Below are 14,612 nucleotides of genomic sequence, written 5' to 3'. Positions count from 1 at the left end.
GAGCTATGGAGGAACCCGGAACGGGACGTGCGCTTCGTTCGAGACCTCGAGTGATCGGCGCCGGCGTCGGATCCGCGTCAGGTCGCGGGCAACCGGACGGTCGCGATCGCGCCGCCGTGCTCGCCGTTCTCGCCGTTCTCGCCGTTCTCTCCGTTCTCTCCGTTCCGGAGCGACGCCGATCCACCGGCCCGCTCGGCGATCCCGCGCACGAGCGCCAGACCGAGTCCGCTGCCACCGAGCACCGCACGCCGCGCACTGTCCGCCCGGGCGAACCGCTCGAAGGCCTGGGGCAGGAAGTCCTCGGGGACACCGTGACCGTCGTCGACGACGGTGAGGTCGAGCGCGTGCGATGCGTCCTGGACGAGCGTCACCCGGATCACACCGCCGTCGTCCCCCGCGGCGATCGCGTTCGCGACGAGGTTGTCGACGATCCGGGCGAACGCCGCGGGCTCGAGCGCGTACCGCTCGTCGGGAGCGTCGAGTGCCGCCGTGAAGTCGATGTCCCGGTCGACGGCACCGCCGAGTGCTCGTGCGCGGTCGATCGAGCCCATCAGCTCCGTCACGAGCGCGGCCGCCGGGGTCGACGGTGCGGGACCGGACTCGTCGAGCCGGCTGAGCTCGAGCATGGTGTTCGCGAGCGCCACCAACCGCGCAGCGTCTCCTTCGGCGCCGCGCAGCTCGCGTTCGAGGGCCTCGGCATCGCCCGACGAGTGGTGTGCGAGTTCGAGCCGAGCGGTCAGGGCGGCGAGTGGTGTCCGGAGTTCGTGACTGGCGTCGGACACCATCCGCCGCTCCCGCTCGGCGTTCTCGCGCTGCCGGTCGATGAATGCGTTGAGCGTCCGGGCGAGGCCGGCGAGCTCGTCGTCCGAGGTCCCGACCGGCAGGTGGCCGCCCGCGGTCCCGGCGCTCAGGTCCTCGGCGGTCCGCCGCATCCGCCCCACGGGTCGGAGGGCCAGCGTCGAGAGCAGCCAGGCCGTCGCCGCGAACGCCACGAGCGCCAGGACCGTCCCGACGACGAGCGAGCGGTCCACGCGCTCGAGTGTCTCCTGCCCGGCACGGCCGTCGTGGGCCGCCCACACGACCGCAGAGCCGTCGTCGTTCGTGACCGGCACCCCGACGACGGTGACGAGCCGGTGCCCGGTGTGCAGGCGGAGCGTGACCTCGTCGTCGGGGACACCGGACGGCAGCGACGCCCGGATGTCCCGCGGCAGCGAGTCGACGAGCCACGAACCGGAGGAGGTCCGGATCCCGACCAGGACGTCCTCGGCGGGGCGGTCCGGCGCCTCGTCCGGGTTGTGCCGGAGGTCGGAGACGAACGGCGCGGCGTCCCCGGCGGCGAGGGACTCGTCGGTCGCGATCGTCGCCCGCTCGATCTGCACGTGGAGCACGACCGCGATCCCGGAGAGGACCACGGCGCCCACGACGAGGCTGCCGAGCGTGATGCGCGCGCTGATCGAGAGGCGGCGGAGGACCCTCATGCCGTCGGCACGACCTCGAGCGCGTAGCCGACGCCGCGCACGGTGCGGATCGCGACGTCGGCATCCGCCGCCTGGAGCTTCTTGCGGACGTAGCTCACGTACTGGTCGACGATCGTCGGGTCGAAGTGCTCGGCGCTTCCCCAGACCTCCTCGAGGACCTCGGCGCGGGTCCGCGGTGCCGGCGAGCCCTGGATGAGGAACCGCAGCAGCGAGAACTCCTTGACGCTCAGCGGCAGGTCACGCCCGCGCACGGCGGCGCGGACGGCGACGGTGTCGAGTCGGACCGAGCCGGCCTCGACGACCGTCGCGGTCCCCGCCGCGCGACGGCGCAGGTGAGCTCGGATGCGGGCGTTGAGCTCGGCGATCGCGAACGGCTTCGTGAGGTAGTCGTCGGCGCCGGAGTCGAGCCCGAAGACCCGGTCGTCCACCGCGTCGCGCGCCGTGACGAGCACGACCGGGAAGTCCTCGCCCATCTCGCGCAGCCGACGGCAGACCTCGAACCCGGACATCTCCGGGAGCATGACGTCGATCGCGGCCGCGTCGAAGGACTGCGCGCGGGCCTGGACGAGCGCGGCGACGCCGTCGGACACGACGGTCACGGCGTGCCCCTCGCCGACGAGCCCGCGTTCGACGAGCACACCCATCTCGGGGTCGTCCTCGACCACCAGGATGTTCGCCATGTCACACCACCCCGCTCGTCCCGAGGAGCGACCCGATCGCGAACGTCGCCGCGAGGGCGAGCGCTCCTCCGAGGACGACGCGGACGGTCGCGCGCCCCACCGATCCGCCGCCGATCCGCGCACCGGTCGCGCCGGTCAGCGCGAGGGCGAGGAGGACGACGACGAAGGTCACCGAGACCCGCACCGACTCCGGGGGCAGCAGGATCGCGAGCAACGGCAGGACGGCGCCGACGGAGAACGCAGCGGCCGATGCGAACGCCGCGTGCCACGGGCTCACGACCTCGTCCTCGTCGATCCCGAGCTCGGTCGTCAGGTGCGCGCGGAGGGCGTCACGCTCCGTGAGCTCGGACGCCACGGTCTCGGCGGTCGCCCGCTGGAGCCCGCGTGCCTGCCACAGCTGCGTGAGCTCCTCCAGCTCGGCGACCGGGTCCTCCCGCAGCTCCCGGCGCTCCTTCTCGATGAGCGACCGCTGGCTGTCCTTCTGGCTGCTCACCGACACGTACTCCCCGAGCGCCATGGAGACCGCGCCACCCACGAGTGCGGCGATCCCGGCGGTCGCGATGGCGGGCACCGATGTCGACGCCCCGGCGACACCGACGACGATCGACGCCGTGGACACGATGCCGTCGTTCGCGCCGAGCACGCCGGCGCGCAGCCAGTTCAGGCGTGCGGCGAGGTCGCCGTCGTGCGCCTCACCGGGGTGGGGTTCAGGTGCGGTCATGGTCCTGATCGAACCAGGTCGTGCCCGTCGTGTTCGAGCGCGGGGTCGTGTTCGTGTGAGGTTTCGAACGATGCCGGCGCCCGGAAGCGCTTGGCTGGAGCCACAGCGCCGGTGTCGATCGGCGCACGACGTGAAAGGCCGACATGGACTGGCAGTTCGGCGGGATCCCGCTCCACCCCCTCTTCGTCCACCTCACCTCCGTCGCGGTCCCGGTCGCGGCCCTGACCGCGATCGCCGTCGCCGTGTGGCCGAGAGCACGACGGTGGCTCGCGGTCGGTGCGCCGATCATCGGGCTGGTCGCGCTGGTGTCCGTCCCGCTCGCAACGTCCTCCGGCGAGTGGCTGGAGCACCACGAGAAGGAGACGGCGTTGCTCGAACGGCACACCGAGCTCGCCGACGGCATGCTGCCGTGGTCGATCGCTGTCTTCGTGCTCCTGACGCTCTGGTGGGGCTGGCACCGGTTCGGGACCGCCCGGGTGACGAGCGTCGGCGTGGTGCGGGCCGTCGGGATCGTCGGACCGGTGCTGCTCGTGCTGGTCGCCGTCGTCTCGATCATCGAGGTCGTCGTCATCGGCCACGCCGGAGCAGAGTCCGTCTGGAAGGGGTAGCGGAGGCCTCTGGAGCACCACGTTCATCCGGGCACGTCCGCCGGCGGTACGACGCACACCGGCGCCGAGGCACGGTGGAGGAGCACCTCGCCGACGGACCCCGTCAGGAACGCCCCGAGCGCCGAGCCGTGGCGACGGCCGACGACGACGAGCGAAGCCGTGGTGGCGGCGCGGATGAGCACCTCGGACGGTCGGCCCTGCCGGAGCTCACCACGCATGCGCAGCTCCGGGTGCGATCGGCTCACCGCCCGGATCGCCGCGTCGAGTTCGAGTTGTCCCTCGTGCTCCCACAGCGGGCGGTCTCGTTCGAGGTACACCGCACCGAACGGTGAGACGCTCGTCGGCGGCTCCCACGCGCGGACCAGGACGAGTCCGTCGCGGCAGCGTTGCGCGTACCGGGCAGCGAACCCGAGCGCCGACGAGGCAGTTCGGCCGTCCACGCCCGCGACGACCGCGTCGTCGACGCGACCGGGACGCCAGTGTTCCGGGACCACCACCACCGGAGCGGTGGCGTGTGCGACGACCCGTTCAGCGACGCGGCCGGTGAGGGACGCCCAGAGGCGCTCGGACCGACGCCCGCCGATGACCAGGACGTCGGTGTCGGTTGCGTCGTCGAGCAGGCGCGCGAGGGTGGGCCCGCTGACGACGGCACGCTCGACGCGGAGCCCTGGGTGGCGCTCCCGGAGTCGGTGCTCGGCGATGGTGAGTCGTCCCGTCGAACGGTCGAGGGTCTCGCCGCGCGGCTCGTGGACGGTCTCCAGCCGGACGGTGTCGGTGTCCTGCACGACCCCGTCGACCCAGTCGAGGCTGTTCCACGCCGCGTCCGAGTCGTCCACGGCGACGGTCCAGCAGGTCGGCTCGGGCATGGCGGTCCTCTCGTCGGGCTCGGTCCCGACACTGCTGGTCCGGTCATGGCTCCGCCAGGTCCTTGGTCCCCCGACGGACCGCACGACGTCCGTCGGGACCGAAGACCCTGCCGAGTATCCGAAGACCGTGCCACCGTCGCGTCGACCGGTGCGGGCCCGCCGCCCGCCCACGACGAGGAGCACCGCATGGACGACACGACGATCGAACAGGTCCACCGGTGGTGGCGCGCCGCGAACTACCTCGCCGTCGGACAGATCTACCTGCTCGACGACCCGTTGCTCCGACGTCCGCTCACCCCGGAGGACGTCAAACCCCGGTTGCTCGGGCACTGGGGGACGACACCGGGGCTGAACTTCGTGCACGCGCACCTCAACCGCGTGATCCGAGAACGGGCGCTCCGCACGCTCTTCGTCTGCGGCCCCGGACACGGCGGGCCTGCCGTCGTCGCGAACGCCTGGCTCGACGGCACCTACAGCGAGCTGTACCCGGCGGTGACCCAGGACGAGGACGGCATGCGACGACTCTTCCGGCAGTTCTCGTTCCCCGGCGGCATCCCGAGCCACGCGGCTCCGCAGACACCGGGCTCGATGCACGAGGGCGGTGAGCTCGGCTACGCCCTGTCGCACGCGTACGGCGCGGCGTTCGACGACCCGACACTGCTCGTCGCAGCCGTCGTCGGGGACGGCGAGGCCGAGACCGGTCCGCTCGCGACGAGCTGGCACTCGAACAAGTTCGTCGATCCGCTCCGCGACGGGGTCGTCCTGCCGATCCTCCACCTCAACGGGTACAAGATCGCGAACCCGACGGTGCTCGCGCGCATCCCCGAGTCCGAGCTCATCGACCTCATGCGCGGGTACGGCCACCAGCCGTTCGTCGTCTCCGGCGGGTTCGACGGCGAGGACCCGCAAGCGGTCCACCGGCGGATGGCCGAGACCCTCGACGTGGTCCTCGACGAGATCGAGCGCATCCGCCGTGCGGCACGCACCGGCACGCTCGAGGGACGACCGCGGTGGCCGATGATCGTGCTGCGCACGCCGAAGGGCTGGACCTGTCCGCCGGTGATCGACGGGAAGCCCGCGGAGGACAGCTGGCGGTCACACCAGGTGCCGCTGTCCGATCCGCGGCACTCGGCAGACCACCTCGCCGTGCTCGAGGAGTGGATGCGCTCGTACCGCCCCGAGGAACTGTTCGGACCCGACGGCTCCCCGGCCTCGGACATCCGCGCCCACGCGCCGGCAGGGGACCTGCGGATGAGCGCGAACCCGGTCGCGAACGGTGGCCTCGTGCGCACCGACCTGCGCATGCCCGACTTCCGGGACCAGGCCGTCGCGGTCGAGCGCCCCGGAGCCACCTCGAGCGAGCCGACACGGGTGCTCGGCCGCTGGCTCGCCGCCGTGGCACGGGCGAACCCGACGACCTTCCGCGTCTTCGGTCCTGACGAGACGGCATCGAACCGGCTCGACGCCCTGTACGACGTGACGGACAAGCAGTGGAACGCCGAGGTGCGGTCGACCGACGAACACCTGGCACCGCACGGCCGCGTGATGGAGATGCTCAGCGAGCACCAGTGCGAGGGCTGGCTCGAGGGGTACCTGCTGACCGGACGCCACGGCGTGTTCGGGACGTACGAGGCGTTCGCGCACGTCGTCGACTCGATGCTCAACCAGCATGCGAAGTGGCTCGCCGAGAGCCGGAAGGTGCCCTGGCGGCGGCCCGTCTCGTCCTTGAACTACCTGCTCTCGTCGCACGTCTGGCGGCAGGACCACAACGGGCTCTCGCACCAGGACCCCGGGTTCATCGACCACGTCATGAACAAGCGGCCGGAGGTCGTCCGCGTGTACCTGCCGTTCGACACGAACACCCTGCTCTCGACCTTCGACCACTGCCTCCGGTCGGTCGACTACGTCAACGTCGTGGTGGCCGGGAAACAGCCGACGCCGGACCTCCTCACGGCCGAGGAAGCCGTCGCGCACTGCACCCGCGGACTGGGCATCCTGCCGTGGGCCGGCACCGAGGTCGACGGCGAGGAGCCGAACGTGGTGCTGGCCTGCGCCGGTGACGTCCCGACCCTCGAGGTCCTGGCAGCGGCGTCGATCCTCCGCGACGACGTGCCGGGACTCCGGGTCCGGGTGGTCAACGTCGTCGACCTGATGCGCCTGACGAGCCCCGAGCAGCACCCGCACGGCATGCCGGACGAGGCGTTCGACGCCCTGTTCACGCGCGACCGTCCGGTCGTCTTCGCGTTCCACGGGTACCCGTGGCTCATCCACCGGCTGACGTACCGCCGAGCCGCGAACGCCGACATGCACGTCCGCGGGTACGTCGAGCAGGGTACGACGACGACCCCGTTCGACATGCTCATGCTCAACGACCTCGACCGCTTCCACCTCGTCATCGACGTGCTCGACCGGGTCCCTGGGCTGGCCGTCCGGTACGCCGGGCTGCGCCAGCGGATGCAGGACGCGCGCACCGAGGCACGAGCGTGGACCCGCAGCCACGGGGAGGACGTGCCGTCGGTGGCCGACTGGCGCTGGTCGGCATGACGAGGGCGACCGCTCACGGGGTCAGCGCACGATCGCGACGGCGGTCCGGGAGGCGCGGATCACCTGGTCGACGACGGTCCCGCGCTGTCGGTGGTGCGGCCCGGTGCCCAGGACGAGCAGCGCCGCTCCGTCCGCCGCGTCGACGAGGCGGCGGGCGACCGGGCCCTCGACGAGCTCGCGGTGCACGTCGACGTCGAGCAGGCCGAGGAGCGCGTCCTCGACGCGCTCCTCGAGCATCTGCAGTTCGCGACGACGCGCGTGTTCCTCGTCGTGCCCTGGTGGCGACCAGACGGCCACCGCACGCAGCGTCGTACCGGTGCGCCGCGCCTCCTGGCCCGCGAACCGGAGCGCGGCGTCCGACGCGGACCGCACGTCCACGCCGACCACCACACCGCGTCCCATCGGCGCGTCCGCCGGCACGGCGACGACGGTGCACGGCGCAGCGTCCACGAGCCGCGCGGCGATGGACGGACGCCGACCGCGGGCGTCGAGCACGAGGTCGTGGCCGACGATCAGGACGCACTCGGCGTCGACCGCTCCCAGGAGCACTGCGACCGGGCCCCCGCGGTGCACCTCGACGTCGAGGTCGATGCCGTGCGCGCTCGCGGCCGCTGAGACGCCGGTGCGGACACCGAGGTCAGCGTCGCTGAGCGCCGGCGATCCCGCGTCATCGGGCACGGCGTGCACGACGACGAGCCGTCCCACGGAGCCCGTCACCCGCGCCGTGGCCCACCGCAGTGCGGCGCGGGACCCCGTCCCGCCGTCCCAACCCAGAATGATCCGCGTGGTCATGGTCGGCACCTCTCCCGGCACCGCTCCGGGCGTCGTCCGAGGTACGTTCCGCGCGGAGCGGGCCTCCGACCAGTGGCCTTGGTCCCTCGGCCCGAGCAGGACCTTGGACCCTGCCCGGGCACCGTCCGGGCACCGTAGCGTCGCGTCGACCGAAGCGGTGCGAGCCGCTGGCGACGCACCGTGCATCCGCCAGGGAAGGAAGCGATCATGACCGCGTACACCGTTGCGATCGACGACACCGTCGCCGGCTGGAAGACCGTCGAGTGGACCGTGGACACGGTTGACCCGGCGGCCGACAGTGTCCGGCTGCTGACCGTCAGCGAGTTCTACGGCGAGGCGCTGACCCGGACGGAACACCGGCTCGACGCCGCCGAACAGCGACTGCGCACCGTGTACCCGGATCTCGCGGTCACGCACGACGTCACGGGCGGTCCGACCGCCGACCGGCTGGTGGCGGACGCCGCGCTCGGTGACGTCCTCGTGATCGGCGCACGGCAGGTGCACACCCTCACCGCAGCCATCACGGGGCGGGTGGCGGAACGGGTCGTGGCGCACGCCACAACGCCGGTCGTCGTCGTCCCGGAGGAGTGGGAGCGCAGCGACGGGCCGGTCGTGGTCGGGGTCGACGGCCGGTCTGCCGCGTCCGCGCTCGCCTGGGCCGCCGACGTCGCCGAGCGACGCGGCAAGGACCTCGCCCTGGTCCGGGCATGGGCGGTCCCGACCGCGATGGCGCCGTACGCCAACATCTACCTCGAGGAGGACCGCGTGCTCTGGTCCAACGAGGCCGACATCGAACTCCGCGCGGCTCTGCGGGCGGTCGGTGAGGCGCACCCAGCGCTGCGTGTCGACGGGTCGTCGGTCGAGGGCCAGCCCCGCGACGTGATGCTGCAGTCGTCCCGCGGCGCGTCCCTCGTGGTCGTCGGACGGCGCCACCGGACCGCCCTCGGCGGCTTCCTCGCCGGGTCCGTCGGCGAGCGGCTCATGCACCGGGGACACGCGCCCGTGTGCATCGTCCCCCAGCCGCGCCGGGCGACCGGGTCCGACGACCGCACCGGCGAGCCTGCACACGCCGAGGCGCGGTGATGCGCGACGGGAACGCCGTCACGACCGAGCACATCGTCGTCGGCGTCGACGAACACGACGCGAGTGACCGCGCGGTCGACTGGGTGGCGGTGCGACGGGTGATCCCCGGCAGCCGCATCGAGATCGTCACGGTCGCGAACGGCTGGGGCGGGGACGTGCCCGCACTCGACCGACGACTGCACCGGGCTGCCGAACGCCTCACGGGTGCGCACCCCCGGGTCGGGGTCACCACGGCAACGCTGTTCGGGGCGCCGGACCGCGTCCTGGTCGAGACCGCGGCCACGGCCGACCTGCTCGTCATCGGCTCCCGACGTCAGCACCGCGTCCGCACCGCGCTCGACGGCTGGATGCCGGAGCGCGTCCCGACGCTGTCGACCGTCCCCACGGTCGTCGTGCCCGAGGACTGGCGTCCGAGCCACGGCGACGTCCTGCTCGGTGTCGATGACGCGAGCGGTGACGCAGCGCTCCGGTTCGCCGGCGCGCAGGCTGTCCGGGACCACCGGCGGCTCACCCTCGTCCGGGCGTGGAAGGCGCCGGTGAGCGCCCGGGTCGGGGGGCTCAGCGTCCTCGAGGACCCGAAGTTGATCCAGGAACACGCCCGCAGCATCCTCATCGACGCCGAACGGCTCCTCCACATCCGGTTCCCCGGCCTCCAGCATCGACCGCTGCTCGAGGAGGGTGACCCCTCGGAGGTCCTCGGACGACACGCGCCCGACGCCTCGGTGATCGTCCTCGGACGGCAGCACCGCTCCGTGCTCGGCGGTCTGTTCTTCGGCTCCACCGCGCACGAGCTCATCGCCGCCTCACGGACACCGGTGTGCATCGCACCCCTGCGGACGCCGACCCTGGACGGGCGATGACGACGCCACCCGTCGTCACCGAGGCGTCGCGCTCGCCCGGACTCAGTGCGACCGACGCCGCCCGTCGGCTCGCCGTGGACGGGCCCAACGTCGTCGCGTCGTCGTCCCCGAACCTCTGGCGGATCGTGGGGAGCCAGTTCCGCAACGTCGTGCTCGTCCTCCTCCTCGTCACGGCTGCCGTGTCCGGCGCGCTCGGACAAGTCCAGGACGCAGTCGTCATCCTCGTCATCCTCGCGCTGAGCGTCGGGCTGGGTGCCTGGAACGAGTACCGATCGGCACTCGTCTCGTCGGCGATGGGCGATCGGCTCCGGCACACCGCCCGGGTGCTCCGCGACGACGCCTGGACCACCGTCGACGTCCGGTCGGTCGTCGTCGGCGACCTCGCGCGCCTCGGCGTCGGCTCGATCGTCCCCGCGGACTGCGTCGTCGTCTCGGCCACGGATCTGCACTGCGACGAGAGCGTCCTCAGCGGTGAGTCCCGACCGGTCGCGCGTGCCACGGGCGACCGGGTGCTGCAGGGCGCGGTCGTCGTCGCCGGTTCCGCCGAGGCCGAGGTGCGTGCCACCGGGGCCCGAACCGAGTTCGGCGGGATCGCGGCGGGGCTCCGCACCCGTGCGCCGGAGACGTCGTTCCAGGCGGGCCTCGCGCGCTTCTCGGTCGTCCTCGTCTGGATCGCCGTCGTGCTCATGCTGCTGATCGTCGTCTCCGGCATCGCGTTCTCCCGGCCCCTCCTCACCACCGTGCTGTTCGCGCTCGCGATCGCGGTCGGTGTGACGCCGCAGCTCCTGCCTGCCGTGGTGAGCACGGCGCTGGCGGCAGGCGCTCGCAGTCTCAAGCGATCGGACGTCCTCGTGAAGCGCCTCGTCTGCGTCGAGGACCTCGGCGGCGTGGACGTGCTCGTCACGGACAAGACCGGGACGCTCACGTCGGGCGGCCTACGGTTCCACAGCGCGATCGGTCAGGACGGGCGACCGGACCCCAGGGTGCTCGCGGCCGCGCGCGCGACGGTGCCCGACGACGTCGCCGCTGCGGGTGCCGCGGGCGCCTCGATCGCCGACGTCCTCGACCGCGAGGTACTCGCCGCAGCGCAGCAGGCGGGGATCCCCACGATGGACGTCGCCGCGACGCAGCCGTTCGACCACGAGCACATGCGGTCCTCCGCGCTCGTCGAAAAGGCCGATGGATCGAGGGAGATCCTCGTCAAGGGTGCGCCGGACGTGGTCGTCCCGAACTGCCGCGACGTCCCGAGCACCGCGGTGACCGTGCTCGACCGGCTCCGCGCCGAAGGCCATCGCGTGCTCGCCGTCGCGGCCGCCGACGTCGACCACGACACCCGGACCGCCGATCCGGACGCTGCGGGGGCCGCACTCGCCCTGCTCGGCTTCGTCGTGTTCGAGGACCCGCCCCGCCCCGGGGTCGCCGACGCCGTCGCAGCGCTCCACGGTCTCGGTGTCCGGATCGTCGTGGTGACCGGCGACGATGCCGTGGTCGCCGAGCAACTCGCCCGGAGCGTCGGCATCCCGGTGGAGTTTCCGCTGCTCGGTTCGGAGATGTCGGGGTCCGAGCTCGCCGGACGCGTCCTCACCGCCGGCGTGGTGGCTCGAGTGCGCCCTGCCGACAAGGCCGTCGTCGTCCGGGCACTGCGGGCGTCCGGCCGGACGGTCGCGTTCCTGGGCGACGGGGTGAACGACGCCCTCGCCCTGCACGCCGCCGACGTCGGTATCTCGGTGCTCTCCGCGACCGACGTCGCCCGGGACGCCGCCGACGTGGTGCTCCTCGACAAGGACCTCGCGGCTGTCGCCACCGCGGTGCGGACCGGCCGCCGAGTCTTCGCGAACACCCTCAAGTACGTGATGATGGGCACCTCGTCGAACATCGGCAACATGCTCAGCGCCGCCGTCGCCGCGAGCTTCCTGCCGTTCCTGCCGATGCTGCCCGCGCAGGTCCTGTTGAACAACCTGGTGTACGACCTCGGACAGCTGACGATCCCCACCGACCGGGTCGACCCCGAACGCCTCGCCGCACCGTCGCGGTGGGACGTCGGAGCCGTCCGCCGGTTCATGCTCACGTTCGGCCCGGTGAGCTCCCTGTTCGACTTCGTCACGTTCGCCGTGCTGCTGGGCATCGTGCACGCCGGTCCGGACGAGTTCCGCACGGTCTGGTTCGTCGAGTCGCTCATCACGCAGTCGCTGGTGGTCTTCGTCATCCGGACGAACCGGGTGCCGTCGTGGCGGAGCCGCCCAGGGCGCTGGCTGGCCCTCGGTGCGCTCGGCTCGGCGACGGTCGCGATCGCGATCCCGCTGAGTCCCCTGGGACCCCTGGTCGGGTTCTCGTCGCTCTCCTGGCCGCTGCTCGTGACGATCGGCGTCATCGCGGTCGCCTACCTCGCGCTCGTCGAGGCGTTGAAGGCGCTCCTGTTCCGCTTCGTGTTCCGGCAGCCGTCGGCCACCCACCACGCCACCCACCACGTCCGTCGTGCCGCCGCCCGGTTCGGACCGTCGCGGTGATCCGCGCGGCCGCGCTCCGCCGACGGAGTACATTCAGCCGGGACTCCGCAGGGAAGGAGTGCCCGATCATGCCCGACGAACTCGCGTTCCCCGACGGCCCCCGCTCCGCGCTCGAACGCACGATCGAGGAACTCGTCGAGCGTGCTCAGGACGTGCTCCGGACCCAGGGGCGCCTCCGGCACCTGCTCGCCGCCAACCGACGCATCGTCGAGCACCTCGACCTCGAGGACACGCTCCGATCGGTCGTCCACGCCGCCGTGGAACTCGTCGGCGCCCGGTACGGAGCACTCGGCGTGATCAATGCGGACGCCACCGCCCTCGAACGGTTCATCCACGTCGGCATGGACGCCGAGCTCGTCACGCGCATCGGCCACCCGCCGCACGGCGAAGGTCTCCTCGGTGCGGTCGTCCACGAGCACACGGCGATCCGCATCGACTCCATCGCCGGGGATCCCCGCTCGGCCGGGTTCCCCGACGGGCACCCGCCGATGGAAGGGTTCCTCGGTGTCCCGGTCCGGGTCCGGGACACCGTCTACGGCAACCTCTACCTCGCGAACCCGTCACGAGGTCGGTTCACCGACGAGGACGAGGAGCTCGTCGAGGCACTCGCCGCGACCGCCGGCGTCGCGATCGACAACGCCCGGCTCTTCGACGAAGCACGACAACGTGAGCGGTGGACGACGGCCGCCGCCGAGGTGTCGGCTGCACTCGTCGGCGACGAGACACTCGAGGACGTGCTGACGCTCATCGCCGACCGGGTGATCGCCTTCGTCGATGCCGTGCTCGTCTCCGTCGTCGAGCCGCGCAGTGCCCCGGACACGATCCACGTGGCGGTCGCCGTCGGCACGGGCGCGGCGAGGGTACAGGGTCGGGACTACCGTGCTGACGGATCGCTCGCCGGACGCGCCATGGCGACGGGGACGGTGATCGCCGACCCGACGGGGGCCGATCTGCCCGCGTACGACTGGGCTCCCCCGCTCGGTCCGACGCTCGCCGTGCCGCTGCGCGACGGGAGCACGCCACTAGGCGCCCTGATGATCTCCCGCGGGCCCGGTGCCCGGCCCTTCTCCGGGACGGAGGCGGAGATGGCCGACGAGTTCGGCCGGCAGACGAGCGTGGCGCTCGCCGTCGCACGCGGACGGAAGGACCGCCGACTCCTCGAGCGCGCCGAGGACCGTGGTCGGATCGCTCGGGACCTGCACGACCACGTCATCCAGCGGCTCTTCGCCGCGGGGTTGTCCCTCCAGGCGACGGCCCAACGTGCCCCGGAACAGGTTCGCGACCGGATCGACTCGCAGGTGACCATCATCGACGAGGCGATCGGAGAGATCCGCACCGCGGTGTTCGCCCTCGGTACGCCGGACCGCCACGGACCACGCACCGCCCGAGACCGCTTGCTGGACGTCGTCGCCGAACTCGGACCCGCGCTCAGCACGGCGCCCCGGATCGCGTTCGCGGGACCGGTCGACACCGTGGTCACCGGTGACCTGGCGCTCGACGTCGCGGCCGTCGTGCGGGAGTCGCTCGCCAACGTCGCCCGACACGCTCCCGAGGCGAGCTGTCGGATCGAGGTCTCGGTCGATGACGAGGCCGTCCACGTCCTGGTCGAGGACGACGGGCCCGGGCCCGGCAACCACGGGCGACGGAGCGGCACGGCGAACCTCGCGGCCCGAGCGCGGCTGCGCGGGGGCGGGTACCGCCTCGACGAACCTCCGAAGGGCGGCACGCGCGTCCGGTGGACCGTCCCGACCCACTCCGGAACGGAGCCATCATGACCACACGGGTGTTCCTCGTCGACGACCACGAGATCGTCCGCCGAGGCGTCGCCGACCTCATCGACGCCGAACCCGACCTCGAGGTGGTGGGCGAGGCCGGCACGGTCCGCGACACCGTCGGACGCGTCGCCGCGACCCTGCCCGACGTGGTCGTCCTCGACGTCCGGCTCCCCGACGGCAGCGGCATCGACGCCTGCCGCTCGGTCCGTTCCGCCTTCCCGGACATCGTGTGCCTGATGCTCACCGCCTACGACGACGACAGTGCGATGCAGGCCGCGATCCTCGCCGGCGCCGCGGGCTACGTGGTGAAGGACATCCGCGGGCAGACCCTCCTCGAGGACATCCGGCGCGTCGCCGCGGGTCGCCGGCTCCTGCCCGCCGCAACCGTGCCGGCGACCGTCGAACGATTGACCAGCGACGTCCGCGACGACGTCCCGGAGCTCACCATGCGCGAACGGCAGGTCCTCGAGCTCATCGCCGGCGGCCTCACGAACCGGCAGATCGGCGACCGGCTGGGCCTGGCGGAGAAGACCGTGAAGAACTACGTCTCCGGGCTGCTCGCGAAGCTCGGACTGGAACGGCGGACGCAGGCCGCGGTCTACGGCGCCGACCACGGTGTCCGCGACCATCGGCGCTGACGCCACGGGACCATCGGCCCTGCCACGACGACGTCCCAGCGGCGATCGTGGTCACCTCGC

At 72.5% G+C, this 14,612-nt stretch carries 12 protein-coding genes; 7 read left to right on the top strand and 5 right to left on the bottom strand.

Annotation, left to right across the window (positions count from 1 at the left end; genetic code table 11):
* Window positions 1–77: 77 nt before the first annotated feature.
* The 3 genes from BJK06_RS16970 to BJK06_RS16960 are packed head-to-tail and all read right to left on the bottom strand — an operon-like array spanning window position 78 to window position 2,879.
* A complete protein-coding gene (locus tag BJK06_RS16970) occupies window positions 78–1,478 on the bottom strand; it encodes an ATP-binding protein (RefSeq protein WP_070418879.1) in 1,401 nt (466 codons plus the stop codon).
* Window positions 1,475–2,158 (bottom strand): response regulator transcription factor, encoded by a 684-nt coding sequence (locus tag BJK06_RS16965; RefSeq protein ID WP_070418878.1) that lies wholly within the window; start codon window positions 2,156–2,158, stop codon window positions 1,475–1,477. The genes BJK06_RS16970 and BJK06_RS16965 overlap by 4 nt, the downstream gene beginning before the upstream one ends.
* A gap of 1 nt (window position 2,159) precedes the next feature.
* The gene (locus BJK06_RS16960) at window positions 2,160–2,879 is read right to left on the bottom strand and encodes a VIT family protein (protein WP_070418877.1); all 720 of its coding nucleotides are present in this window, start codon (window positions 2,877–2,879) and stop codon (window positions 2,160–2,162) included.
* A 143-nt stretch (window positions 2,880–3,022) separates the two neighbouring features.
* Between BJK06_RS16960 and BJK06_RS16955 the strand changes: the two genes are divergently transcribed.
* On the top strand, window positions 3,023–3,487 hold the full coding sequence (locus BJK06_RS16955; protein ID WP_070418876.1) for a DUF2231 domain-containing protein: 465 nt from the start codon (window positions 3,023–3,025) through the stop codon (window positions 3,485–3,487).
* A gap of 23 nt (window positions 3,488–3,510) precedes the next feature.
* On the opposite strand, the gene BJK06_RS16950 is transcribed toward BJK06_RS16955, so the two are convergent.
* Window positions 3,511–4,353 carry a universal stress protein gene (locus BJK06_RS16950; RefSeq protein WP_070418875.1) on the bottom strand — a complete coding sequence of 281 codons (843 nt, stop codon included), beginning with the start codon at window positions 4,351–4,353 and terminating at the stop codon, window positions 3,511–3,513.
* Between the two features lie 186 nt (window positions 4,354–4,539).
* Here BJK06_RS16950 and BJK06_RS16945 point away from each other — a divergent pair, with 186 nt between their 5' ends.
* Window positions 4,540–6,897, top strand: a complete 2,358-nt coding sequence (locus BJK06_RS16945) for a phosphoketolase (protein ID WP_070418874.1) — start codon at window positions 4,540–4,542, stop codon at window positions 6,895–6,897.
* A 21-nt stretch (window positions 6,898–6,918) separates the two neighbouring features.
* On the opposite strand, the gene BJK06_RS16940 is transcribed toward BJK06_RS16945, so the two are convergent.
* Window positions 6,919–7,689, bottom strand: a complete 771-nt coding sequence (locus BJK06_RS16940) for a universal stress protein (RefSeq protein WP_181015111.1) — start codon at window positions 7,687–7,689, stop codon at window positions 6,919–6,921.
* Window positions 7,690–7,896: 207 nt separating this feature from the next.
* Here BJK06_RS16940 and BJK06_RS16935 point away from each other — a divergent pair, with 207 nt between their 5' ends.
* The 5 genes from BJK06_RS16935 to BJK06_RS16915 all read left to right on the top strand — a co-directional run bounded on the left by BJK06_RS16935 (window position 7,897) and on the right by BJK06_RS16915 (window position 14,552).
* Window positions 7,897–8,772, top strand: coding sequence for a universal stress protein (locus BJK06_RS16935; protein ID WP_070418872.1), 876 nt, complete (start codon window positions 7,897–7,899; stop codon window positions 8,770–8,772).
* Window positions 8,772–9,632 carry a universal stress protein gene (locus BJK06_RS16930; RefSeq protein WP_156794905.1) on the top strand — a complete coding sequence of 287 codons (861 nt, stop codon included), beginning with the start codon at window positions 8,772–8,774 and terminating at the stop codon, window positions 9,630–9,632. The genes BJK06_RS16935 and BJK06_RS16930 overlap by 1 nt, the downstream gene beginning before the upstream one ends.
* Complete coding sequence (locus tag BJK06_RS16925) at window positions 9,629–12,139, top strand: HAD-IC family P-type ATPase (protein WP_070418870.1); 2,511 nt, start codon at window positions 9,629–9,631, stop codon at window positions 12,137–12,139. Before BJK06_RS16930 ends, BJK06_RS16925 begins: the two co-directional genes overlap by 4 nt.
* A 68-nt stretch (window positions 12,140–12,207) precedes the next feature.
* Window positions 12,208–13,914: a GAF domain-containing protein gene (locus BJK06_RS16920; protein WP_070418869.1), complete on the top strand. Its 1,707-nt coding sequence runs from the start codon at window positions 12,208–12,210 to the stop codon at window positions 13,912–13,914.
* Window positions 13,911–14,552, top strand: coding sequence for a response regulator transcription factor (locus BJK06_RS16915; protein WP_070418868.1), 642 nt, complete (start codon window positions 13,911–13,913; stop codon window positions 14,550–14,552). The genes BJK06_RS16920 and BJK06_RS16915 overlap by 4 nt, the downstream gene beginning before the upstream one ends.
* Window positions 14,553–14,612 lie beyond the last annotated feature (60 nt).

This window comes from Curtobacterium sp. BH-2-1-1 (assembly GCF_001806325.1).
Taxonomy (GTDB): domain Bacteria; phylum Actinomycetota; class Actinomycetes; order Actinomycetales; family Microbacteriaceae; genus Curtobacterium.
The sequence above is the reverse complement of the archived record's forward strand: the minus strand, read 5'-3'. Positions and strand labels throughout refer to the sequence as shown.

Bases quoted from the DNA above. Each gene is read 5' to 3' on its own strand.
- BJK06_RS16945 (WP_070418874.1), top strand. From the start codon at position 4,540: ATGGACGACACGACGATCGAACAGGTCCACCGGTGGTGGCGCGCCGCG.
- BJK06_RS16940 (WP_181015111.1), bottom strand. From the start codon at position 7,689: ATGACCACGCGGATCATTCTGGGTTGGGACGGCGGGACGGGGTCCCGC.
- BJK06_RS16920 (WP_070418869.1), top strand. From the start codon at position 12,208: ATGCCCGACGAACTCGCGTTCCCCGACGGCCCCCGCTCCGCGCTCGAA.
- BJK06_RS16955 (WP_070418876.1), top strand. From the start codon at position 3,023: ATGGACTGGCAGTTCGGCGGGATCCCGCTCCACCCCCTCTTCGTCCAC.
- BJK06_RS16925 (WP_070418870.1), top strand. From the start codon at position 9,629: ATGACGACGCCACCCGTCGTCACCGAGGCGTCGCGCTCGCCCGGACTC.
- BJK06_RS16960 (WP_070418877.1), bottom strand. From the start codon at position 2,879: ATGACCGCACCTGAACCCCACCCCGGTGAGGCGCACGACGGCGACCTC.
- BJK06_RS16930 (WP_156794905.1), top strand. From the start codon at position 8,772: ATGCGCGACGGGAACGCCGTCACGACCGAGCACATCGTCGTCGGCGTC.
- BJK06_RS16970 (WP_070418879.1), bottom strand. From the start codon at position 1,478: ATGAGGGTCCTCCGCCGCCTCTCGATCAGCGCGCGCATCACGCTCGGC.
- BJK06_RS16965 (WP_070418878.1), bottom strand. From the start codon at position 2,158: ATGGCGAACATCCTGGTGGTCGAGGACGACCCCGAGATGGGTGTGCTC.
- BJK06_RS16935 (WP_070418872.1), top strand. From the start codon at position 7,897: ATGACCGCGTACACCGTTGCGATCGACGACACCGTCGCCGGCTGGAAG.
- BJK06_RS16950 (WP_070418875.1), bottom strand. From the start codon at position 4,353: ATGCCCGAGCCGACCTGCTGGACCGTCGCCGTGGACGACTCGGACGCG.
- BJK06_RS16915 (WP_070418868.1), top strand. From the start codon at position 13,911: ATGACCACACGGGTGTTCCTCGTCGACGACCACGAGATCGTCCGCCGA.